The sequence below is a fragment of the Burkholderia sp. MSh2 genome (genome assembly GCF_000731655.1).
Classification (GTDB): Bacteria; Pseudomonadota; Gammaproteobacteria; order Burkholderiales; family Burkholderiaceae; genus Burkholderia; species Burkholderia paludis.
This window is the reverse complement of sequence record NZ_JPGM01000001.1, coordinates 186,567-208,718: the sequence shown is the minus strand read 5'-3', so window position 1 is coordinate 208,718 and position 22,152 is coordinate 186,567. Positions and strand designations below refer to the sequence as shown.

Below are 22,152 nucleotides of genomic sequence, written 5' to 3'. Positions count from 1 at the left end.
GCGGTGCCGGCGGCGTTCGCCGCCGGCACGCTGATTCGATCGGTGCCCCATGCTGAATTTTCTCGTCAAACGCCTGTTCGGCCTGCTGCCCACGCTCGCGATCGTCGCGGTGCTGGTGTTCCTGTTCGTCCATCTGCTGCCGGGCGATCCGGCGCGGCTCGCGGCAGGCCCCGAAGCCGACGATGCGACGGTCGCGCTCGTGCGCACCGATCTCGGCCTCGACCAGCCGCTGCCCGCGCAGTTCGTCAACTTCTTCGTGAAGATGGCGCACGGCGACTTCGGCCTGTCGACGCGCAGCAAGCGGCCGGTCTCGACCGAAATCGGCGAGCGCTTCATGCCGACGCTGATGCTGACGCTCGTCAGCATGGCGTGGGCGACGGCGTTCGGGATGGCGATCGGGATCGTGTCGGCGGTGTGGCGCAACCGCTGGCCCGACCGCCTCGGCATGACGCTCGCGGTGTCGGGCATCTCGTTCCCCGCGTTCGCGCTCGGCATGCTGCTGATGGAAGTCTTCTCGGTGAAGCTCGGCTGGCTGCCGGTCGTGCCGGACGGCTCGTGGCGAAGCTACGTGCTGCCGTCGCTGACGCTCGGCGCGGCGGTCGCGGCCGTGATGGCGCGCTTCACGCGCGCGTCGTTCGTCGAGGTGCTCAACGAGGATTTCGTGCGCACCGCGCGCGCGAAGGGCGTGCACGAGCCGATGGTCGTGCTCAAGCACTGCCTGCGCAACGCGATGATCCCGGTCGTCACGATGATGGGGCTGCAGTTCGGCTTCCTGCTCGGCGGCTCGATCGTCGTCGAGGTCGTGTTCAACTGGCCGGGGCTCGGGCGCCTGCTCGTCGACGCGGTGACGATGCGCGACTATCCCGTGATCCAGGCGATCGTGCTGCTGTTTTCGCTCGAATTCATCCTGATCAACCTGACCGTCGACGTGCTGTATGCGGTCATCAACCCGACCATCCGGTTCAAGTGAGGCGCGCATGAATGCGACTGTCCAGACCGCGGCGCCGGCCGCATCCACCGCGATCCGCACGCCGTGGCGCGAATTCTGGCGCAAGTTCCGCAAGCAGACCGTCGCGCTCGTCGCGGGCGGCTTCGTGCTGGCGCTCGTCGTGCTGGCCTTCGTCGGCCCGCACATCGTGCCGTTCGATCCGGAGAACTACTTCGACTACGACGCGCTGAACGCGGGGCCGTCGCTCGTGCACTGGTTCGGCGTCGATTCGCTCGGCCGCGACATCTTCAGCCGGATCGTCGCGGGCACGCGCATCTCGCTTGCGGCCGGCTTCTTCTCGGTCGCGCTCGGCGCGGTGATCGGCACCTTCTTCGGGCTGCTCGCCGGCTACTACGAAGGCTGGTGGGACCGCGTCACGATGCGCGTTGCCGACGTGCTGTTCGCGTTCCCCGGCATCCTGCTCGCGATCGGCGTGGTCGCGATCCTCGGCAACGGGATGGTCAACGTGATCTGCGCGGTCGCGATCTTCAGCATCCCGGCGTTCGCGCGGCTCGTGCGCGGCAATACGCTGATGCTCAAGCACATGACCTACGTCGAGGCCGCGCGCAGCATCGGCGCATCCGACTGGACGATCATCGTGCGGCACATCCTGCCGGGCACCGTGTCGTCGGTCGTCGTCTACTTCACGATGCGCATCGGCACGTCGATCATCACGGCCGCGAGCCTGTCGTTCCTCGGGCTCGGCGCGCAGCCGCCGACGCCGGAGTGGGGCGCGATGCTCAACGAGGCGCGCGCGGACATGGTGACGGCGCCGCACATCGCGATCTTCCCGAGCCTCGCGATCTTCCTGACCGTGCTCGCGTTCAACCTGCTCGGCGACGGGCTGCGCGACGCGCTCGATCCGAAGCTGGAGCGCCGCTGATGCGTATCGCTCCGATGTGGGCGGCGACGCTGCCGGCCGGGCCGCGCGGCACGATCGCCGACGTGCCGGGCGTGACGGTCGGCCATTGCACGCTCGATGCCGGCGGCGTGCAGACGGGCGTGACCGTCGTGAAGCCGCATCCGGGCGACGTGTACCGCAGCAAGGTGCCGGCCGGCGCGGCCGTGATCAACGGCTTCGGCAAGAGTGTCGGGCTCGTGCAGGTCGACGAACTCGGCACGCTCGATACGCCGGTCGCGCTGACCAATACGTTCGGTGTCGGCGCGGTCGCGCACGCGCAGATCCGCGCGGCGATCGCCGCGAATCCCCTGATCGGGCGCGACTGGCCGACGGTCAACCCGCTCGTGTTCGAGTGCAACGACGGCTATCTGAACGATATCCAGGCATTTGCGGTGACGGCCGCGCATTACGACGACGCGTGCCGCGCGGCGTCGCGCGATGTCGCCCGCGGTGCGGTAGGCGCCGGGCGCGGGATGTCGTGCTTCGACCTGAAGGGCGGGATCGGTTCGGCGTCGCGCGTCGCCGTGGCGGCCGGCCGGCCCTATACGGTCGGCGCGCTCGTGCTGGCGAATTTCGGCCGGTTGCCGATGCTGACGCTCGGCGGCGTGCCGCTCGGGCGCATCGTCGCGCAACGCCGTGCGGCGGGGGCCGCGCACGCGATGCCGCCGGAGCAGGGCTCGATCATCCTGTTGCTGGCCACCGACGCGCCGCTCGACGCGCGGCAACTGTCGCGCCTCGCGCGTCGCGCGGGCGCGGGGCTGGCCCGCACGGGCTCGGTATACGGGCACGGCAGCGGCGACATCGCGCTCGCTTTCTCGACCGCGTACACGATCATGCACGACGCATCGACCGTTGCGCTGCCCGCCCTCGTGGCCGATGCGGCGCTCGATCCGCTGTTCATGGCCGCGGCCGAGAGCGTCGAGCACGCGATTGCCGACGCGCTGCTGCAGGCCGTGACGGTCGCCGGGCGCGACGGCCATGTGCGGCAGGCGCTGCGCGAGGCGGTGCCCGATCTCGATCGGTTGTTCAACGAAGGCAACGAAGGACGTCCTACCCAGTCATGAAGATCCTGATTTCGACCGACATCGAAGGCGTCGCGGGCGTGTTCGCCACCGAGCAGACGCGTGCCGGCAATCCGGAATACGAGCGCGCGCGCCGCTGGATGACCGCCGAGGCGAACGCCGCGATCGAAGGCGCGTTCGCGGGCGGCGCGCAGTCCGTGTGGATCAACGATTCGCACGGCGGCTTTCGCAACCTGCTGCCCGACGGTCTCGATGCACGCGCGCGCGTCGTGCTCGGCAAGCCGCGCACGCTCGGAATGATGACGGGCCTCGAACAGCGGCCCGACCTCGTGTTCATGATCGGCTATCACGCGAAATCGCAGACGCGCGGCGTGCTCGCGCACACGATCAACAGCTTCGCGTTCACGCAGGTGTGGCTGAACGGTGTCGAACTCGGCGAAGCCGGGCTGTATGGCGCGCTGGCGCGCGAATATGGCGCGCACGTCGCGCTGGCGACGGGCGACGACGTATTCGCGGAGGAAACGCAGCCGCTGTTTCCGGAGGCGCGCTTCGAGACGGTCAAGACGGCCGGCGGCGCGTCGAGCGGCGATACGCTCACGCCCGCGGCGTCGTGCGCCCGGATCGCGAGCGCCGCGCGCGAAACGGTCGTGCAGGCGCTGTCGGCCGGCTGGTGCGCCGCCGCCCGCCGGCCCACGCCGGCCGCTTGCACGCTGCGCGTGCAGACGGCGGCGCTGGCCGACCTGTTCGGCGTGCTGCCGTCGCTCGAGCGTGTCGACGCGGTGACGCTGCGCTTCGACGGGCCGTCGGTCGAGCATGTGGTCCGCACGCTGAACAGCCTGTCGGCGATGTCGTTCATGCTGCGGTGATGCGTGCCGCAACGATGCCGCCGGCGTGCGGCCGGTCAGGCGACGGCGGCAGGGCTCTCCGTCACGGCGAACAGGAACGCCTCCATTGCCGCGGCCAGCGCGAGCGGCGTCTCGTTCATCGGATAATGGCCGGCATCGTGCAGGACGTCGACGGTGGTGAGCGGATAGCGTTGCAGGTAGGTGCGGGCCATCAGCGCCATGTCGAACGCGGAATCGTGTGCACCGATCAGCACTTTCACCGGATGGATGCCGGCGATTTCGCCGCTGAAATCCGTATCGGCCCACGCGCGAAAGTACGCGCCGAACGCATGCGGCGCCGAACGGGCGGCCGAATACGCGGCTTTCCACTCGACCCAGGCGGCGGGCAGCCGGCCGCCGGTGCTGCGATCGATGATGGTGCGGCGATCGGCAACATGGCCGGCGGCGCGCTCGAATAGCGCGCGCTTCTCCGGATCGAACGGCAGGCCGCCGCTAGGTACGGGCGTGATCGCCACCAGCGCACGCACGCGTTCGGGCGCCATGGCGGCGACTTTCTCGGCCGCCATGGCGCCCATCGAGTGGCCGACGACGCTGAAGGTCGGGAAATCGAGCGCGTCGGCCAGCGCGAGCGCGTCGGCGGCGATCTCGTCGATCGTGTAGTCGCCCGCCGCGTCGCGCATGCTGCCGTAGCCCCGGAAGTCCATGAACACGTAGCTGAAGTGCTCGCGCGACAGCCACGCCTCGACGGGTTCAAACGCGTGGGCGTCGCCGAACCAGCCGGGCAGTACAAGAACAGGGTGGGGGCCGTTCCCCACGCGATGAAACGTATTCGGCATATCCGCTCCGATGCAGTTGTAATCCGGCCGATCAGGCCGGCGGGTCTTGCGGCCGTCAGGTCGCGCAAGGGTGAAGCGGATCGTAGATCGACAGAAGGAGGCCCGCCTTCGATATCGGGTCATTGATGATGGAATTCGGGCCGTGAGAAATACGCTGGTGGATCCCTACGAACACATCCCGCGAAGCGTGGTCGTGACCGCCAACGACTATGGCGCGGGCACGACGTTTCCGGAGCACGCGCACGAGCGCGGGCAATTCGCGTTCGCGTCGCGCGGCACGATCAGCGTGTCGACGCCGCACGGGCGCTGGCTGGTGCCGCCGCAGCGCGCGTGCTGGGTGCCGGCCGGCGTGCGGCACGAAATGACGATGACCGGGCCGGTCACGATGCTCAACACGTTCGTGTCCGGCGACGCCGCCCGGGAGGCCGGCCTGCCCGGGCAGTGCGGCGTCTATGGCGTATCGGCGCTGCTGCGGCAACTGCTCGACGATGCGGTCGACCTGCCGGCCATGTACGACGTCGACGGGCGGGCGGGCAAGCTGATGGCGCTGCTGGTTGCGGAGATCGCGACGATGCCGCGGCTGTCGCTGCATGCGCCGCTGCCGGCCGACGCGCGGCTGGCGAGGGTGTGCCGGCACCTGCTGGCGTCGCCGTCGATCGAGGCCGATCTCGATCAGGTGGCCGCGAGTGCGGGCTTGAGCCGGCGCACGTTCACGCGGCAGTTCCGCGCGCAGACGGGCGTGAGCTTTGCCGCCTGGCGCCAGCAGGTGTGCATGCTCGCGGCGATTGCCCGGCTGAGCGACGGGCAACCGGTGACGCGCGTCGCGCTCGATCTCGGGTACGCGAGCGCGAGTGCGTTCACGTCGGCGTTCCGCCGCATCCTGGGCGACACGCCGAGCCGCTACCTGGAGATTCGGCGCTAGCCGGACGGCAGCCGTGCGCTCAACGGCGTGCGCCGGCCGCACCCGCCAAAAAATACGCGCCTGCCAACTTCGGTCAGACGCGTTTAAAGGCACTCGGTCAGAAAAAATGCGCGAACAGCCCGTCGGGCGATGTCGCGCATTACGTGTGTAATTGTTGCTTCTCTCGATGCAATTCCGTTGTCGGGTTGCGAATAACGAAGAATACGCCGCATAACGCGCAAACGAAATCCCGCCGGCACGCCGATTCATGTGCTGTTGCAGCATGCGTTTCAAGCGTGCGTTCCATCCAGACGGCGGCAGTCCCGCGCGGCAGGCATCGGCCGCCGTGGCCCGATGCGATGCGGCGCAGCATCGGACGACGACGATGGCCCACGAAAAACGCCGCGCGGCGCGATGCCTGCCGGTATCGCGCCACGCGGCGTGACGGTTGCATGCGAAGCCGGCGCGTGCCGGCACGCGCGTCACACGTCGAAGAACACCGTTTCGTCCGGCCCCTGCATGCGGATGTCGAAGCGGTAGACGACCGGGCGGCCCGGCTGCGCGTCGCGTTTTGCGACGAGCGTCGCGCGGCGTTCGGCCGGCACCGCGTTCAGCACGGGGTCGGCCGCGTTCGCGGCGGCTTCGTCGTCGAAGTACACGCGCGTGAACGCATGGGTGAGGATCCCGCGCATCATCACGGTCACGTTGATGTGCGGCGCTTCGCCGGCGGCGATGCGGCCCGGCTTCACCGTCTCGACGACGAAGCGCTGTTGCGCATCGGTGCCGGTGCCGACCCGCGCGAAGCCCGTGAAGCCGGATGTCGCGATGTCGCTGCGCGACGCGGGGTAGCGGCCCGCGCTATCGGCCTGCGTGAATTCGAGCACCGCGTCGCCGACCACGTTGCCGTCGCCGTCGAATACCTGGCCAACCAGCAGCACGTGTTCGCCTTCGGCATGCGCGGCGGCGATCGTCGGCGTGAACAGGCTTTTCAGGTCGTAGTCGTACTGCTGCGGGCACAGGCCGTAGGCGAAGTACGGGCCGACCGTCTGCGAGGGGGTTTGCTTCAGCGTCGTCATGGTTCAGCGCTCCATCGGGGTGGCGTCGCGGCCGCGCAGCACGATGTCGAATTCGTAGCCGAGCGCATAGCCTTCTTCGGTGATGTCCATCGAGAAGCGCGAGATCAGGCGATCGCGCGCGGCCTCGGGCGTGCCCTGGAAGATCGGGTCATACGCGAGCAGCGGATCGCCGGGGAAGTACATCTGCGTGACGAGACGCGAGCCGAAATAATCGCCGAACAGCGAGAAATGGATGTGATTCGGGCGCCACGCGTTCGGATGGTTGCCCCACGGATACGCGCCGGGCTTGATCGTCAGGAAGCGGTAGCGGCCTTCGTCGTCGGTCAGGCAGCGGCCCGCGCCGAGAAAGTTGGGGTCGAGCGGCGCATCGTGCTGATCGACCTTGTGCACGTAGCGGCCGGCCGCGTTCGCCTGCCATACCTCGACGAGCGTGTTGCGCACGGGCTTGCCGCCTTCGTCGAGCACGCGGCCCGTGACGATCATGCGCTCGCCGAGCGGCTCGCCGTTCTTCACGGCGTTCTTCGTCAGGTCGTGGTCGAGCGCGCCGAGATCTTCCGCGCCGTAGACGGGCGCGTACTGGTCGCGCAGCTTCTCCTTCAGCGGGATCAGCGGGCGGGTCGGGCCGCGCTTCACGGACGAACGGTACTCGGGGTGCACATAGGCCGGATGCGACGGCCAGTCGCGCGGCGTGAGGATCGTGGGGGAATCCATCGGGCGTCTCCTGATAGGTATTTCGCGAAGTGGATGGCAGGACTTTAGCCAATCCGGAAAGTTATGCAAAATGACCTTTTTTCGTGAATCGCATAACGGTTTGTTATGTTTGAGACGCCAATGAAAATACCGCCGGACAGGATGCCTGTCCGGCGGAGAAAGCGATCGGGCTTCGCGTCGTCGGTGACGACCCCGTGCACGGCCCTCCAGCCAGCCCGTCGCTGCTTTTTGTATTGTCGTTCTTATTGTTATCCGGTCTCCCCGAGCGTGCCCGTCATGACTGGCGGTCGGGATCCAGCACGATCCCGTCGAATTCGAGCGACAGCGTGCCGCCGCGCAGCAGTGCGGCCGGTGTCGCGGCCCGGTCGGCGCCGAGCACGTCGCTCACGTACCGCGCGCAGAACCCGCGTCGCGCCTGCGGGCTGAAGCGGTGGCCGAGCAGCGAGTCGATCTGCCGTTCGGCGGCCTCATGCACCTGGCGCTGCGCGTCGGCGCCCGGTGCCGCGACGCGGCGCGCCAGGGCGATACGGCCGCCCACGGTGCGGGCGACGAAGCGCGACAGCGGCGTGAGCGTCGTCCAGGCCCACGCGGATTCGGCGATCATGGGCTCGTCGCCCGACGTATCGACGACGATGCCGAAGCGATTGGCCCAGGCGCCTGCCGTGCCTGCGGTGTCGCGCGGCGCACGCGCCGGCACCCGGATGAACACGAGATCGCCGACGTGTGCGCTGGCGGCCAGCGTGCGGACCGTGGCGAGCGACATCGTGCGACCCGTGTCGCGTGCATCGCGCGGTGCGGTGTGCTGCGGTTCGTAAGCTGCGGTTTCGGTCCGGGTGGTCATTTCGGCTCCGTCGTTGGGTGACAGGACGGAACGAATTATGCAGACAAGTACCCGAAAGTGTTCATCTGCATGCGCAGGTAGCCTAATATCTGACCTTGAGCATCATTTTTCGATACCGGAATGACCGAAACCGCCCAACTCATCGAAACATTGAAGCGCCAGTTGAAGGCGCAGGGAATGACCTACCGCGATGTCGCACGTTCGCTGGACGTCTCCGAGACCAGCGTGAAGCGGCTGTTCGCCAGCGGGCGCTTTACGCTGGAACGCGTCGCGGAGATCGCGCAGCTGCTCGGCTATACGCTGGCCGAGCTCGTGCAGGAGGCCTCGGCGTCGGCGCCGAGGCTGCGTGTGCTGACCGATCAGCAGGAGGCGCTGCTCGTGTCGGACGAGAAGCTGCTGCTGGTCGCCGTCTGCGCGATCAACTACTGGACCGTGCAGGACATCGTGTCGGCCTACCGGGTGACGCAGGCCGAGTGCCTGAAATACCTGCTGATGCTCGACCGGATGAACGTCGTTGCGCTGCTGCCGGGCGACCGGATTCGCGTGCGCGTCGCGCGCGATTTCGACTGGCTGCCCGGCGGGCCGATCCGCCGTTATTTCCATGCGCACGCGCTCGGCGATTTCCTCGACAGCCGTTTCGACGGCGAGGGCGAGACGATGACGTTCTCGCAGGGGATGCTGACGGAGGCCGCGTCGGCCGAGCTCGAACTGGAGTTGCGGCGGCTGCGCAGCAAGGCGGCGGCGCTGCATGCGGAATCGTCGTCCGCGCCGCTCGCGCAGAAGCACGGGACCAGCCTGCTGATCGCGAAACGGATGTGGGAGCCGGCCGGCTTCCAGGCGCTGCGGCGCGACGCATGACGTATGCCGTACCGGGGGCTTGGGGTGCTCCGGAAAGTTATGCAAAATGGTATTTCTTCGTTCATCGCATAACTGCCCGTTATGAATAACCGTATCGCCGACGGCCGCGTCAAGTTCCGGCACCTGCAGTGTTTTCTCGCGGTCGCGCAGTCGGGCGGCGTGCAGAAGGCGGCCGAGAGCCTGTCGATCACGCAGCCCGCCGTCTCGAAGACGATCGCCGAGCTCGAGGCGATCCTCGGCGTGAAACTGTTCGAGCGCGGCCGGCAGGGCGCGCAGCCGACCCGCGAAGCGCAGCTGTTCCTGCCGCACGCGAATGCGTGCGTGCTGGCGCTGCGACAGGGCGTCGGGCTGCTGGCGCGCGAGGGCGGGGCGGCCGCGGCGACGCTGGAAATCGGCATGCTGCCGACCGTCGCGGCGTCGCTCGCGCCGGCCCTGATGAAGGCGCTGGCCGCGCGCTGGCCGCGCGTCGTCGTACGGATCGCAACGGCCGCGAACGCCGATCTGCTCGAGCGCCTGAAGTCCGGCGCGATCGAATGCGCGATCGGGCGGCTGTCGGAGCCGGAGCGGATGATCGGGCTCGCGTTCGAGCAGTTGTACAACGAGCCGCTCGTCGCGGTCGTGCGCGCCGGGCATCCGCTGCTGGCGAGCGGGGCGCCGGCAGCCGAGCTGGCGCGTTATCCGGTCGTGCTGCCGCCGTTCGGCACGCTGATCCGCCAGTCGGCCGAGCAACTGCTCCTCGCCTGCGGCGCGCCGCCGCTGGATGCGTTCATCGAGGTGCTGTCGGTATCGGTCGCGCGCGCACTGGCGCTCGAGAACGACGCGGTCTGGTTCGTGCCGCTCTATGCGGCCGAATACGACCTGTCGGCCGGCGCACTGGCCCGCCTGCCGCTGCCGTCTGCCGGTACCGACGAGCCGGTCGGGCTCGTGCTGCGCACCGATGCACAGCCGTCGCCGGTCGCCCGCACGCTGATCGATGCCGTGCGCGACATCGCGCGGTCGCGGTTCGGCGACACCCGCGCGCCGCGGCCGCCGCGCGCGGCACGCAAGCCGGCTCGCCGCGATCGGTGATCCATCGGGCCGGGCGTCGGCCCGCGCGCCTGCCGCGCGGCCGGATCGGCCATCCGGCCAGGTAGCGCGCCTCGTGGTGCTTGGCATATTGTACCGTTTTTGGTACGATTGGTGACAAGACGATGGCGAGACAGCAGATCCAGGCCACGCTCGGCGTGCGGTTCTTCCTGACGGCCCGGGGCAACGAGCCGGTGCGCGAATGGCTCCGGGCGCTCGGGCCAGTGGAGCGCCGGGCGATCGGCGAAGAGATCAAGACCGTTCAACTCGGCTGGCCGCTCGGCATGCCGCTGGTCCGGAAGATGGCGAGGGATCTGTGGGAGATCCGCGTGATGTTGCCGGGGCGGTGCGCCCGTGTGCTGTTTACGGTCGTCGGCGACACGATGGTCCTGCTGCATGCCTTCATCAAGCAGTCGCGGGCCACGCCGCCGGACGATCTCGAGGTCGCCGTCGCGCGCCTGAAAGCGCTGACGCACGCCATCTGACATTCCCGGTTGCGCCGGAACGCGCCGTCTTCGACGGTCGGGCCGCCGGCAACGCCATGCACTTGGAGCACGACATGACGACCACCCACAACCCGCATATCGGCAGCGATTTCGATGCCTTCCTCGAGGAGGACGGCAACCTCGAAGCCGCCACCGCCACCGCGATCAAGCGCGTGATCGCGTGGCAGATCGGGCAGGAAATGAAGGCGCAGCACATCACGAAGACCGCGATGGCCGCGCGCATGAAAACCAGCCGCGCCGCGCTCAACCGCCTGCTCGACGAAACCGACACGAGCCTCACGCTCGCGACGCTCGCGAGCGCGGCCGCCGCGCTCGGCAAGCGGCTCAGCTTCGAGCTGGTGCCCGCCTGACCGGCATGCCGAACCGGCGGGCGGCCGGTTCGGCGCATCGCTTCACATGATGCGCGCCGCGCTCGGGCCGGTTATCCGGCCAGCGGTTCGGCCGGCCATCCGCCGGTTCGGCGCCGCAAGCGGGCGGACGGCAGCCCGCTTGCACCTGCCGGGGCGTCGGCACAGCCCGGTCACTTGCAGATGGCGCGGCGCGCGCCGCCCGCGAGCAGCCCGGCTGCGCGATGTGCTCATGCGGCCAATCCGATCGCTCAAGGGTACCGAAGCGCTCGCGGCCGCACGGCCCGGCGATCGCCCGTCCCTGCCGCGTGCGTGTCGGCCGGTGTCAGCGGTGACGGGCGAGCCGCAGGCGTGCATCCTCGCGTGCGGCGGGCGACAGTTCGGGCGTGTAGTGGAACGTGCCCGATACCAGCGACGCGACGGGCACGCCGTCGCGGAACAGCACGCGGTTGCCGGCCAGCGCCGGTACCTTGTCGCCGGGCAGCAGCGTGCCGGCGAGATTCAGCGGGTCCGCGCCCGTCACGCACACGTACTGCCCGTCACCCGGTTGCCGCCGCAGCTCGCGCAGGATCGGGATCGCTTCGGGCAGCGCGAACTGTTCGCCCGCGAGCCCGGCGACGAAGCGTCCGCCGCGAATTTCGCCGCGCGCCTCGAGGCGCTGCAGCACGCGGACGAGTTCGCGCCAGCTCGGCAGCCAGTCGGCTTCGCGCTCGAGCAGCCGCCAGAACACGACGCCATAGCGGCGCAGCAGCGTCCACGCGATGTGGTCGAGCGCGTCGGGGTCGGTTGGTGCCGGGCCGCGTTTCGGCGCCGGCCTGTCGTCCGGCGGCGCGCGACGTTGCACGAGCGCCCAGCGGCCCGCGTCGTCCATCCCGCCGATCAGCGCGCCGCCGCGCCGCGTGCGTGGCGCATAGGTCGCGCTGCGCTTGACGGCGGGCTTCAGCAGCGCGCGCAGGCCCGCGTAGCTGTCCGCGTTGACGAGGCCGGCCGACACGAGTTCGCCGAGCGCCTGTTCGAGTTCGACGGGCAGCATGTGCAGGTCGTCGAGCAGCGCATCGAAGAACATCGCACCGTGCGCGGCAAGCGCGTCGCGCACCTGCGCGGCCCGCGCGGACAGCGCCGGCTGCGCATCGGGGTCGCGCAGCGCCTGCCACGCATCGAGGTGGCGGCGCGGCAGCAGCACGATCGGCGTCGTCTTCACGGGCGTGCCGGCCGCGCGCGCCGGCGCGCCGATGCGCGTCCAGACGAGCTTGCCCGAGCGGCACAGCTCGTCGAGGCCGCCCGCCGTGTAGTCGGTGAGCCGCGCGGGCAGCAATGCGTCTTCCCAGGCGCTCGCCGCGGCCTCGTAGCCTTCGAGTTGTTCGACCACGGCCGCGAGCGCGTCACGGTCCGAGCCGCGCGTATCGGGTGTCAGGTGCTGCCAGTGAAACAGGAAGCGCATGAAATCGGCGCGCTCGACCGGCTCGATCTCGCGCCGCAGCCGTTTCACCGTGTAGCGATGAATGCGGGCGAGCAGGTGGCGCTCGCACCATTGGTCCGTCGTCGCGTCCGGCGTGAAGCGTCCGCACATCACGTAGCCTTCGCGCTGCAGCGCCGCGAGCGCCGTCGCGACCGACGCGGGCGTCAGCCCGAGCGGTTTCGCGATCGCGTCGAGCGCAAGCGGCCCGAAGCCGGTGAGCCGGGCGCGGATCACGTCGATGCACGCGGCGTCCGCTTCCCACGGCTGCGCGCAGGCGGCCGGCACCTTGAGCGCCGGTGCCATGCGTGCGTCGGGATGCAGCGCGCGCACGCACACGAGCCGTTCGACCGGCACCCACAGCGCCGCGCCGCCCGGCGTGACGAGCTTCGTCGCGCGCCGGCGCTCGGCAAGTTCCGCGAGCCGGTCGGGCCAGCCTTCGTGCGCCCGCGCTTCGCTGTCGGCGATGCACGCGAGCGTGAGCAGTGCATCGTGCATTTCGTCGGCGTCGCGCACGAGCGGCCATGCTTCGTCGCGCACCGCGTCGATCGCGTCGGCGTCGAGTGCGCCGAGATCGTCGCCCGATTCGGGGTCGCTCCAGCGGCGCGACTGCACGGCCTGCGTGCGGCGCTCCTCGAGCGGCGCATCGTCGAGGAACGCGTAGGGTTTCGCGTTCAGGATTTCGGCCGCGAGCGGCGACGGCGCGGGCAGGTCGCGCGCGACCAGCTCGATCGCGCCGCTTTCGATCCGGCGCAGCAGCGCGAGCCAGCCGTCGGTGTCCATCGCGTCGTGCAGGCAATCGTCGAGCGTCTGGTCGACGAGCGGGTGATGCGGGATCTCGCGCTCGCCGACGATGTTCTCGAGGCATGCGACCTGATCGGGGAACACGGTCGCGAGCAGATCCTCGCTCTTCATCCGCTGCAATTGCGGCGCGGTGCGCCTGCCGCCGGTGAAGCGCGGCAGCGCGAGCGCGGTCGTCGCGTTCCAGCGCCAGCGCACGCCGAACATCGGCGCGTCGAGCAGCGCCTGGACCAGCACGTGCTCGGCGCTGGCGGAGCGCAGGTAGCGCCATACTTCGTCGAGCGCGAAGCTGTGCGCGAGCGACAGCGACAGGATGATCGCGTCGTCGGTCGCGGCCGCCTGCAGCTCGAAGTTGAAACTGCGGCAGAAGCGCTTGCGCAGCGCGAGCCCCCACGCGCGATTGATGCGGCTGCCGAACGGCGAATGGATCACCAGCTGGGTGCCGCCCGATTCGTCGAAGAAGCGTTCCATCACGAGCGTATCCTGCGTCGGCAGCGCGCCGAGCGCGGCGCGGGTGCGGGCGAGGTAGTCGGCGATCTGGCGCGCGGCGTCGGGCGACACGCGGAGATCGTCGACGAGCCAGCGCAACGCCGGCGCGAGGCGACTCTTGGCGGTGGCGGTGACAACGGTCTCGTGCTGCACGTCGAGCGAGGCATCTGTATCGGTCTCGGGCTTGATCCCGGACTTCGATGCCGCATTCGCGCCCGCTTTGGCGTCGGCCCGGGGCATGGACTTCCCGCCGGCCCCGTCGCCGATGCGTTCACGGTTCTTGCCCTGTGCCTGCCGGTCGCCTTCGGCGAACAGCCCGTCGAGCCGTGCGCGCAGCCGGCCGACCGCCGCCGACAGCTCGTCGCTGCGCCCCGGCGCCTCGCCGATCCAGAACGGAATGTTCGGCGACTGGCCCTGCGCGTCCTCGACGCGCACGCGGCCCGTCTCCACGCGGATGATCCGGTACGACTGGTTGCCCAGCTGGAACACGTCGCCGGCCAGGCTCTCGATCGCGAAATCCTCGTTGACGGTGCCGACCTGGATGCCCTGCGGTTCGAGCAGCACCGCGTAGTCGGCCATGTCGGGGATCGTGCCGCCCGAGGTCGTCGCGGTCATCATCGCGTTGCGGCGCCCGCGCACGATGCCGCCTACCACGTCGCGATGCAGGTATGCGCCGCGCACGCCGCGGCGGCTCGTGAAGCCTTCGGCGAGCATCTTCATCACTTCGTCGAAGCGTTCGCGCGTGAGCCGCGCATACGGCGCCGCACGCGTGAAGCTGGCGTATAGCGCGTCTTCCCGCCATTCGGCGCAGGCGACTTCGGCGACGATCTGCTGCGCGAGCACGTCGAGCGGCGCCTCGGGAATCCGCAACGCGTCGAGTTCGCCGCGCCGCACGCAATCGAGCAGCGCCGCGCATTCGACGAGCTCGTCGCGCGACAGCGGGAACAGCCGGCCCTTCGGCACGCCGCCGACATGGTGCCCCGAACGGCCGACGCGCTGCAGGAACGGCGCGATCCCGCGCGGCGAGCCGACCTGGCAGACGAGGTCGACGTCGCCGATGTCGATGCCGAGTTCGAGCGACGCGGTGGCGACCAGCAGCTTGAGTTCGCCGCGCTTCAGGCGCTGCTCGGCATCGAAGCGATGCTCCTTCGCGAGACTGCCGTGATGCGCGGCGATCGCATCCTTGCCGAGCCGGTCGGCGAGATGGCGCGCCATGCGCTCGGCGGTGCGCCGCGTGTTGACGAACACCAGCGTCGTGCGATGCGCGGTCGCGAGCCCGGCGATGCGGTCGTACACCTGCTCCCACACGTCGGTCGCCATCACGGGCTCGAGCGGCACGTTCGGCAGTTCGAGCGCGAGATCGCGTTCCCGCACGTGGCCGGTGTCGACGATCGTGCAGTCGCGCGGCGCATCGGCTGGCCCGCCGACCAGGAACCGCGCAACCGCATCGATCGGCTTCTGCGTTGCCGACAGCCCGATGCGCGGCAGCGCGCGGCCGGCGAGCGCGTCGAGACGTTCGAGCGACAGCGCGAGATGGCTGCCGCGCTTGGACGACGCGAGCGCATGGATTTCGTCGACGATCACCGAGCGCACGCTCGACAGCATCTGCCGCCCGGAGGTGGACGACAGCAGCACGTACAGCGATTCGGGCGTCGTGACGAGGATGTGCGGCGCGCGCTTGCGCAGTGCGGCGCGCTCCGCCTGCGTGGTGTCGCCGGTGCGTACGGCGGTACGGATCGCGGGCACCGGCAGGCCGAGCTGCGCGAGCGATTCGGCGATGCCGGCGAGCGGCGCGTCGAGGTTCACGTGGATGTCGTTCGACAGCGCCTTCAGCGGCGACACGTAGACGACGAGCGTCGCATCGGGCAGCGCGCCGTCGTGCGACAGCGCATCGCGCACCAGATCGTCGAGCGCGCACAGGAACGCGGTGAGCGTCTTGCCGGAGCCGGTCGGCGCGGCGACGAGCGTGGAGCGGCCGGCCTTGATGTGCGGCCACGCGAGCGCCTGCGCGCCGGTCGGCGCGGCGAACGTGCGCCGGAACCACGCGGCGACGGCCGGGTGGAACACGTCGAGCGCACGGGCGGCAGGGCGGGTAGCGGTAACGTCCATCGAAGCGTTGAAATGGGGGGCGAAGGCGCGAACGCAGCGCGCGCGAATCGAATCGCCAGTGTGCCAGACGCCGCGCGTGCGTGCCGGGCAAGTGCGGCGACCCTCCGCATCGAGATGGGGGCCGGCCGCGTACTTTCAACAGACGGAAAGTTGCGTGTGTGACGGCGTGCCGGGCGCACGCCGAAATGCGCCGAATTGCAACTAAACGCGATGCAGCCAGCCGAGCCAGTGTTCGAGCCGCGGCGCGCGCGAGCACAGCAACTGCGCAAGCCACAGCGTGCCGCCCCATGCGGCGGCCACGACGAGCAGGTCGCAACGCCCGCTCTTCCACAGGTTGAGCGAGTGACGCCGCCAGATCCACGGCACGCCGAGCGGGTTGGGCCAGTCGGCGAGCAGGTGCATCACGCCGCCGCAGGCGAAGCCGAACAGCGGCGCGGCCCAGAGCGGATGCGATCGATGAATGAGCCCGTGCCAGCCGAGCGCGAGCAGCGCGAGCCAGCCGATGCCCCAGTGCGTAAGGGTGCGGTGCGTGATCCACAGGCGGCGCTTGCGGCTCCACCATGCGACCTCGAGCCAGTCGGGCGCGGTGCCGCCCGCGACGCCCGCCGCGAACGCGGCGAACATGCCTGCATGCCACGGGCCGGTGGCGCCGGTCTGCGCGACGAGGACGGCGGCGGCGACGCCGGCCGCGAAGCCGGTCGCACGATGCGCATTGTGTGATGCCATAGCAACGGAGACGAGAAAACGTGAAGCGGCGCGAAAAGGGGCGCTATCTTCTCAGATCGATCCGCGCAGCGGGCGGTCCGTTTGCAGATTTTTTTTCGCATGCGATGCGGCATGCTTCGCAGTTCGCAACTTTCGGTTTTTGAGCATGACGTGAGGGCCGATCTCGCGTGTCATTCCGGCGGCGCGCGAGCGCGTATTCGGCGCCGCAGCATGACCGCGCGCAACGTGACCGATGCGCTTTCATCGCGGCGGCGTGTTCGACCCTTTTTGTCCCCCTATACTACGTAGCCGGCACGGGGCCGCCGATGTACCGGCGGCCCCGAACGGACCAGGCGCCTTTCCTGCCTGAAGGAGATCCACATGGGGGACATGCAATGACTACGCTGAATCGCTTCAAATCATCCGCTGTCGTGCTCGCGACGGTGGCCGGCGTCGGTTTCCTGCCGAACGCGCCCGTCTATGCGAAGGGGCCGCAGCCGGCCGTCCTGACCAGCTCCGCGGTCGCGGTGGCCGACAAGTACAGCGCGGATGCCGCGGAGCGGATCTTCAAGGAGGGCGGCAACGCGATCGACGCTGCGGTCGCGATCGCCTTCACGCTTGCCGTCACGTACCCGGAAGCCGGCAACATCGGCGGCGGCGGCTTCATGACGATCTACAAGGACGGCAAGCCGTACTTCATCGACTATCGCGAGCGCGCGCCGCTCGCCGCGACGAAGGACATGTATCTCGACAAGGACGGCAACGTCGTCAAGGGCATGAGCCTGTACGGCCCGCGCGCGGTCGGCGTGCCGGGGACGGTCGCGGGCATGTGGGAAGCGCAGAAGCGCTTCGGCAAGCTGAAGTGGAAGCAGGTGCTGGCGCCGGCGATCCACTATGCGCGCGACGGCTTCGTCGTCGACGAGCAGCTCGCGCAGCGCGGCGTCGACGCGTCGAAGGAGTTCGGCGGCAAGACCAACTTCGACAAGTACTTCTCCGGGCTGAAGGCCGGCGTGAACTTCAAGCAGCCCGACCTCGCCGACGTGTTGACGCGCATCTCGAACGACGGCGCGGAAGGTTTCTACAAGGGCAAGACGGCCGAGCTGATCGCCGCGTCGATGAAGACCGGCGACGGCAACGGGCTGATCACCACCGAGGATCTCGCGCAATACCGCGCGGTGTGGCGCGAGCCGGTGCAGGCCAGGTGGAACGGCTATGACGTGATCACCGCGCCGCCCCCGAGCTCGGGCGGCATCGGCCTCGTGCAGCTGCTGAAGATGAAGGCCGACCTCAAGCAGGACTTCGAGGGCGTGAAGCTCAATTCGCCGCAATACATCCACCTCGTCGCGGAAATCGAGAAGCGCGTGTTCGCCGATCGCGCGCAGTATCTCGGCGATCCCGATTTCTACAAGGTGCCGATCGCGCAGCTGACCGACGACGCCTACATCGCGAAGCGCGCGGCCGAGGTCAATCCGAAGGAGCCGTCGGACACCAAGAGCGTGCAGCCGGGCCTCGGCACGACGATGCCGGAGAAGGCCGAAACGACGCACTTCTCGGTGGTCGACAAGTGGGGCAACGCGGTGTCGAACACGTACACGATCAACGGCTATTTCGGCTCGGGCGTGATCGCCGACGGCACCGGCATCGTGCTGAACGACGAGATGGACGACTTCTCCGCGAAGCCGGGGGTGGCGAACATGTTCGGTGTGGTCGGCAGCGACGCGAACGCGATCGAACCGAAGAAGCGCCCGCTGTCGTCGATGTCGCCGACGATCATGACGAAGGACGGCAAGGTGTCGCTCGTGATCGGCACGCCGGGCGGCTCGCGGATCTTCACGTCGATCTTCCAGGTGATCAACAACATCTACGACTTCAGGATGCCGTTGAAGGAGGCCGTCGGCGCGATGCGCTTCCACCACCAGCTGCTGCCGCCGAACACGATCTTCTGGGAGCCGTACCACCCGATCGAGGGCGAACTCGCGAAGCAGATCGAGGCGCGCGGCTACACGCTGAAGGGGCAGGATTTCAGCGGCGACATCCAGGTGATCAAGATCGACGGCAAGACGCCGGAAGCGATGGCCGACCCGCGCGGGCGCGGCGTGACGCGGATCATTCGCTGACGTGAAGCGGCGCATGCGCGTGCGCGAAAGCGGCCGCGCATGCCGTGTTCCGCCGCCGGCGCCGGGATGCCGGCGGCGGAAACCGTTCAGCCGGTGGTCCGTAGGAACGCCGCGATGCGCGCCGCAACCGCGTCGGGCGCATCCTCGAAGCAGTAATGTCCGACGCCCGCGAGCCGCTCGACCGGCGCGGCCGGAAACAGCGCCGTGAAGAGCGGCAGGAAGTGTTCGGCGCCGAGCGTTCGGTCGGCGTCTCCCCAGATCGCGAGCGCGGGTTTTGCGCGGATCGCGCGTTGCGCCGCCGCATCGGGTTCCTCGAACCGGTGCGCGCCGGCGGCAAACCCGCGCGCCCATCCGATCGCGCCGAGACAGTCGGCCGGTTGCGCGAACGGCGCGCCGTATGCCGCGATCCACGTCTCGTCGATGATCGCGTGATTCTCGAAGCCGTTGAGTTTCAGCGTGCTGAGGATGTTGAAGCCGAGCTGCCCGAGCACGGTTTCGAGCGTATCGTCCGCCGCCGCGCGTGCGATCCACTGGAACCACGGCGCGTCGCGACCGTTCGCGGCCAGGCGCTCGCCAAGGTCCGGCTGGCCGAACGGCGTCGGTCCGTTCGCCGCCACGATGCGCCGGATGCGATCCGGATGCCGCGCGGCGAGCCCCATGCCGACCGGGCCGCCGAAGTCGTGCATCACGAGCGTGATGCGATCGAGGCCGAGGGCGAGGACGAAACGCTCCAGGTTGTCGATATGGTCCTGCAGCAGGTAGCTGCGGTCCTGCGGCGTCGCGCTTTTGCCGAATCCCATGTGATCGGGCACGACGACGCGATACGTCGGACTCAGCGCCGCCACCAGATGACGGAACAGATACCCCCAGGTGGGTTCGCCGTGCAGGCACAGGACGGTTTCGCCGTCGCGCGGGCCTTCGTCCACGTAGTGCATCCGGAAGCCGGCTGCGTCATCGAAATGCGGGGTGAATGGAAAGGTGCCGTCGAACGTGGCATCGGACCGGATCATCGAACGCTCCTTCGGGTAGTCGGACATTTTGGTTTCAATATGAAACCATGCGGCAGCGTAAGTCATGAGGTTTCAAATTGCAACCAAATAGTGATCCGGTCGTGCGCGGGGTGGCATTGCCGCGGGGGGCGCAATGGCCTACCAGGGAAGAAGGGGGTGCTGCCTGAATCCACGTGACAGTGTGCCGATCCGCGCTCTCGCGCATGCTTCGGCGATTCGTTCGTCGCCAGCGAACCACCGGGTTCGCATGATTGATCTTTTGCGATCGAGGTTTTATATTGCAACCATTCATGTCAGCCGGAACGGCATCGCCGCACGTATCGATGAACAGACGCACCACGCACGAGGATTCCCCCTGCGGCGTTGCCCGCCCGCTGGACGCGATCGGCGACTGGTGGTCGCTGCTGATCGTCCGCGACGCGTTCGACGGGCTGCGCCGGTTCGGCGAATTCCAGAAGAGCCTCGGGCTCGCGAAGAACATCCTGGCCGCGCGGCTGCGCAATCTGGTCGCGCACGGGATCATGGACATCGTGCCGGCTGCCGACGGCGGCGCGCATCGCGAATACGTGCTGACCGCGAAGGGGCGCGGCCTGTTTCCGTTGCTCGTCGCGCTGCGGCAGTGGGGGGAGGCGTTCTTCTTCGAGCCGGACGAGGCGCACGTGCTGCTGGTCGACCGGAAAGCCGGGCTGCCGGTCAGGACGCTCGAACTGCGTGCGCAGGACGGGCGCGTGCTCGGGCCGGAAGATACCGTCGTGCTGCCGCCGCCGGGCTGACGGGGCGCGCACGCGCCGGCGTCAGCGCTTCAGCAGCGCATGCGCGTGCACGATCTGCTCGGCGAGCTGGTTGATCGAGATGCGCCGCTCCATCGCCTGCGAGCGGATCTGCTGGTAGGCCTCGTCCTCGGTGATCGCGTTGTGCTGCATCAGCAGCGCCTTGGCTTCCTGCAGCGTGCGCGCGGACATCACGCGCTGTTCGAGCTGCGCGATGCGGCGCCGGTATTCGTCGTGCCGGTGGCGCTGGTGGCACGCGAGCGCCATCGCGCTCAACAGGCCGAACGAACGCACCGGGGTCGTGACCGCGCTCTGCGCATCGATGCGCAGCATCAGTTCGAGGATCGTCGGGCTTTCGTAGGTCGTGACGGCGATCAGCGGCGGCCGTGCGTCGTCCTCGAGCCACGGGATCGACAGGTGCAGCAGGTCGGGCCGAACCGCGAGAATCACGAGGTCGACGCTTTCCGGCAGCGCGGCGGGCGGCGGCCAGCGCTGCTCGCTCGGGCAGCCGATGCGCGAGAGCTGCTCGACGATCAGCAGGCCGTTGTCGTCGTCCGGGTAATACACCATCACGCGGAGCGAGCGCAGTTCGGCGAGCAGGCGAGGCGTCGAGCGGATCGGGGTGCGGGCGCGCATCGTCGGTTACGCCTTCTGTTCGTCGGGCGCGTGCACGCGGTCGCCGAGCGAATGCGTGACGAGGTACGGGTCGGGATGGACGCGCCGCGTCGCCTCGCGCACGATCGTGAAATTGCCGTCGGCGGTCGCGCAGCCGATGCGCGGGTAGAGGCACGTGTGCTGCGTGAGCCGGTCGATCTTCACGCGCCCCTGCGGCGCGTCGAATTCGGCGTCCACGAGATGTTCGACCAGGCGCTCGCGCCGGTCGCTGCCTGCCCGCGCGAGCGCGTTGGCGAACAGGTGCACCTGGAAATACGCGGCTTCCCACGGCGCGGAGGCGCTCGCGTCGTCGCCGAAGCGTGCCTTGAGCTGCGCGATGCAGCGCCGGTTCACGTCCGAGTCGATGGTCTGGAAATAGGGCGACGACGTGTAGTGGCCGGCCGCGGCCGCGCCCATCTGGCCGAGCTCGATCTCGGAGGTCGTCAGGCTCGCGATCGGCATCCTGCGCGCGTCGAGTCCGGCTTGCGCGTACGCGCGGTAGAACGCGGCCGTGCTGTCGCCGACGAGCGTGCTGAACACGAAGTCGGGCGCCTTCGCGCGGATGTCCTCGATCACCGCCGCGAAATCCTGCTCGGACGCGACGAGCGGCATGTACACCTCGCCGAGGATCTGGCCTTCCGGATGCTGCGTGACGAGGTCGATCATGATGCGGTTCGACTCGTACGGGTAGATGTAGTCGGAGCCGACCAGGTACACGCGCGCGCCGAACTGCGCGGTCATGAACGCGGCGAGCTGCACGCTGTTCTGGTTCGGCGCCGCGCCGGTGTAGATCACGTTCGGCGAGAACTCGAAGCCTTCGTAGAGCGTCGGGTAGAACAGCAGCTTGTCCCACTTCTCGACGATCGGAATCAGCGCCTTGCGGCTGCTCGACATGTACGCGCCGAACAGCACGTTCACGCGCTCGGTGGCGATCAGTTCTTCGGCGAGCTCCGCGTAGACGGCCGGGTCCGAACAGGCGTCGCGCACGACCGGCACGATCTCGCAGCCGTTCGCGCCGCCCGCTTCGTTGATCTCGGCGATGGCCTGCAGCGTGCCGCGCAACTGGCTCTGGCCGAGGCGCGACGTGCATCCGCTCTGCGAGAACAATACGCCAACCTTCACACTGTTCATTCGGTCTTTCCTG

Annotated in this window: 21 protein-coding genes; 11 read left to right on the top strand and 10 right to left on the bottom strand. The window is 69.0% G+C overall.

Annotated elements, in window-relative coordinates; translation table 11 throughout:
- Positions 1-49 precede the first annotated feature (49 nt).
- From gsiC to GQ57_RS00860, 4 genes are read left to right on the top strand one after another with little or no spacing between them, the layout of a single operon-like run.
- On the top strand, positions 50-970 hold the full coding sequence (gene gsiC, locus GQ57_RS00875; RefSeq protein WP_031396824.1) for a glutathione ABC transporter permease GsiC: 921 nt from the start codon (positions 50-52) through the stop codon (positions 968-970).
- Positions 971-977: 7 nt separating this feature from the next.
- Positions 978-1,871, top strand: coding sequence for a glutathione ABC transporter permease GsiD (gene gsiD / locus GQ57_RS00870; protein WP_031396823.1), 894 nt, complete (start codon positions 978-980; stop codon positions 1,869-1,871).
- Complete coding sequence (locus tag GQ57_RS00865; RefSeq protein ID WP_034196782.1) at positions 1,871-2,953, top strand: DmpA family aminopeptidase; 1,083 nt, start codon at positions 1,871-1,873, stop codon at positions 2,951-2,953. Before gsiD ends, GQ57_RS00865 begins: the two co-directional genes overlap by 1 nt.
- The gene (locus GQ57_RS00860) at positions 2,950-3,777 is read left to right on the top strand and encodes a M55 family metallopeptidase (protein ID WP_031396821.1); all 828 of its coding nucleotides are present in this window, start codon (positions 2,950-2,952) and stop codon (positions 3,775-3,777) included. The genes GQ57_RS00865 and GQ57_RS00860 overlap by 4 nt, the downstream gene beginning before the upstream one ends.
- Positions 3,778-3,812: 35 nt before the next feature.
- On the opposite strand, the gene GQ57_RS00855 is transcribed toward GQ57_RS00860, so the two are convergent.
- Positions 3,813-4,592, bottom strand: coding sequence for an alpha/beta fold hydrolase (locus tag GQ57_RS00855; protein ID WP_034196781.1), 780 nt, complete (start codon positions 4,590-4,592; stop codon positions 3,813-3,815).
- Between the two features lie 142 nt (positions 4,593-4,734).
- Between GQ57_RS00855 and GQ57_RS00850 the strand changes: the two genes are divergently transcribed.
- Complete coding sequence (locus GQ57_RS00850; protein WP_031396819.1) at positions 4,735-5,514, top strand: AraC family transcriptional regulator; 780 nt, start codon at positions 4,735-4,737, stop codon at positions 5,512-5,514.
- A gap of 139 nt (positions 5,515-5,653) precedes the next feature.
- Here the strand turns inward: GQ57_RS00850 and GQ57_RS41240 are convergent, their stop codons facing one another.
- The 4 genes from GQ57_RS41240 to GQ57_RS00835 form a co-directional block, all read right to left on the bottom strand.
- Positions 5,654-5,947 carry a hypothetical protein gene (locus tag GQ57_RS41240; protein WP_152603156.1) on the bottom strand — a complete coding sequence of 98 codons (294 nt, stop codon included), beginning with the start codon at positions 5,945-5,947 and terminating at the stop codon, positions 5,654-5,656.
- A 28-nt stretch (positions 5,948-5,975) separates the two neighbouring features.
- A complete protein-coding gene (gene pcaG, locus GQ57_RS00845; RefSeq protein ID WP_031396818.1) occupies positions 5,976-6,569 on the bottom strand; it encodes a protocatechuate 3,4-dioxygenase subunit alpha in 594 nt (197 codons plus the stop codon).
- A 3-nt stretch (positions 6,570-6,572) separates the two neighbouring features.
- Positions 6,573-7,280 (bottom strand): protocatechuate 3,4-dioxygenase subunit beta, encoded by a 708-nt coding sequence (pcaH, locus tag GQ57_RS00840; RefSeq protein ID WP_031396817.1) that lies wholly within the window; start codon positions 7,278-7,280, stop codon positions 6,573-6,575.
- 274 nt (positions 7,281-7,554) lie between these two features.
- Positions 7,555-8,121, bottom strand: coding sequence for a YiiX/YebB-like N1pC/P60 family cysteine hydrolase (locus GQ57_RS00835; RefSeq protein ID WP_034196780.1), 567 nt, complete (start codon positions 8,119-8,121; stop codon positions 7,555-7,557).
- Between the two features lie 120 nt (positions 8,122-8,241).
- Here GQ57_RS00835 and GQ57_RS00830 point away from each other — a divergent pair, with 120 nt between their 5' ends.
- The 4 genes from GQ57_RS00830 (at position 8,242) to GQ57_RS00815 (ending at position 10,900) form a co-directional block, all read left to right on the top strand.
- On the top strand, positions 8,242-8,979 hold the full coding sequence (locus GQ57_RS00830) for a helix-turn-helix domain-containing protein (protein WP_031396815.1): 738 nt from the start codon (positions 8,242-8,244) through the stop codon (positions 8,977-8,979).
- Positions 8,980-9,060: 81 nt separating this feature from the next.
- Entirely contained in the window at positions 9,061-10,047 is a 987-nt protein-coding gene (pcaQ, locus tag GQ57_RS00825; protein WP_034196779.1) for a pca operon transcription factor PcaQ, read from the top strand.
- Positions 10,048-10,169: 122 nt separating this feature from the next.
- The gene (locus GQ57_RS00820) at positions 10,170-10,529 is read left to right on the top strand and encodes a type II toxin-antitoxin system RelE/ParE family toxin (RefSeq protein ID WP_031396813.1); all 360 of its coding nucleotides are present in this window, start codon (positions 10,170-10,172) and stop codon (positions 10,527-10,529) included.
- A gap of 74 nt (positions 10,530-10,603) precedes the next feature.
- Complete coding sequence (locus GQ57_RS00815; protein WP_031396812.1) at positions 10,604-10,900, top strand: XRE family transcriptional regulator; 297 nt, start codon at positions 10,604-10,606, stop codon at positions 10,898-10,900.
- Positions 10,901-11,222: 322 nt separating this feature from the next.
- Here the strand turns inward: GQ57_RS00815 and GQ57_RS00810 are convergent, their stop codons facing one another.
- Positions 11,223-15,752, bottom strand: coding sequence for a DEAD/DEAH box helicase (locus tag GQ57_RS00810; protein ID WP_034196778.1), 4,530 nt, complete (start codon positions 15,750-15,752; stop codon positions 11,223-11,225).
- 201 nt (positions 15,753-15,953) lie between these two features.
- Positions 15,954-16,478, bottom strand: a complete 525-nt coding sequence (locus GQ57_RS00805; RefSeq protein WP_031396810.1) for a metal-dependent hydrolase — start codon at positions 16,476-16,478, stop codon at positions 15,954-15,956.
- Between the two features lie 374 nt (positions 16,479-16,852).
- Between GQ57_RS00805 and ggt the strand changes: the two genes are divergently transcribed.
- A complete protein-coding gene (ggt, locus tag GQ57_RS00800) occupies positions 16,853-18,574 on the top strand; it encodes a gamma-glutamyltransferase (RefSeq protein WP_034196777.1) in 1,722 nt (573 codons plus the stop codon).
- Between the two features lie 86 nt (positions 18,575-18,660).
- Here ggt and GQ57_RS00795 read toward each other — a convergent pair whose 3' ends face one another.
- A complete protein-coding gene (locus GQ57_RS00795) occupies positions 18,661-19,584 on the bottom strand; it encodes an alpha/beta fold hydrolase (RefSeq protein WP_031396808.1) in 924 nt (307 codons plus the stop codon).
- Positions 19,585-19,907: 323 nt separating this feature from the next.
- On the opposite strand from GQ57_RS00795, the gene GQ57_RS00790 reads away from it, so the two are divergent.
- Positions 19,908-20,357, top strand: coding sequence for a winged helix-turn-helix transcriptional regulator (locus tag GQ57_RS00790; RefSeq protein ID WP_031396807.1), 450 nt, complete (start codon positions 19,908-19,910; stop codon positions 20,355-20,357).
- Positions 20,358-20,378: 21 nt separating this feature from the next.
- Here GQ57_RS00790 and GQ57_RS00785 read toward each other — a convergent pair whose 3' ends face one another.
- The gene (locus tag GQ57_RS00785; protein ID WP_031396806.1) at positions 20,379-20,990 is read right to left on the bottom strand and encodes an ANTAR domain-containing response regulator; all 612 of its coding nucleotides are present in this window, start codon (positions 20,988-20,990) and stop codon (positions 20,379-20,381) included.
- A 6-nt stretch (positions 20,991-20,996) separates the two neighbouring features.
- Positions 20,997-22,139 (bottom strand): transporter substrate-binding domain-containing protein, encoded by a 1,143-nt coding sequence (locus tag GQ57_RS00780; protein WP_034196776.1) that lies wholly within the window; start codon positions 22,137-22,139, stop codon positions 20,997-20,999.
- Positions 22,140-22,152 lie beyond the last annotated feature (13 nt).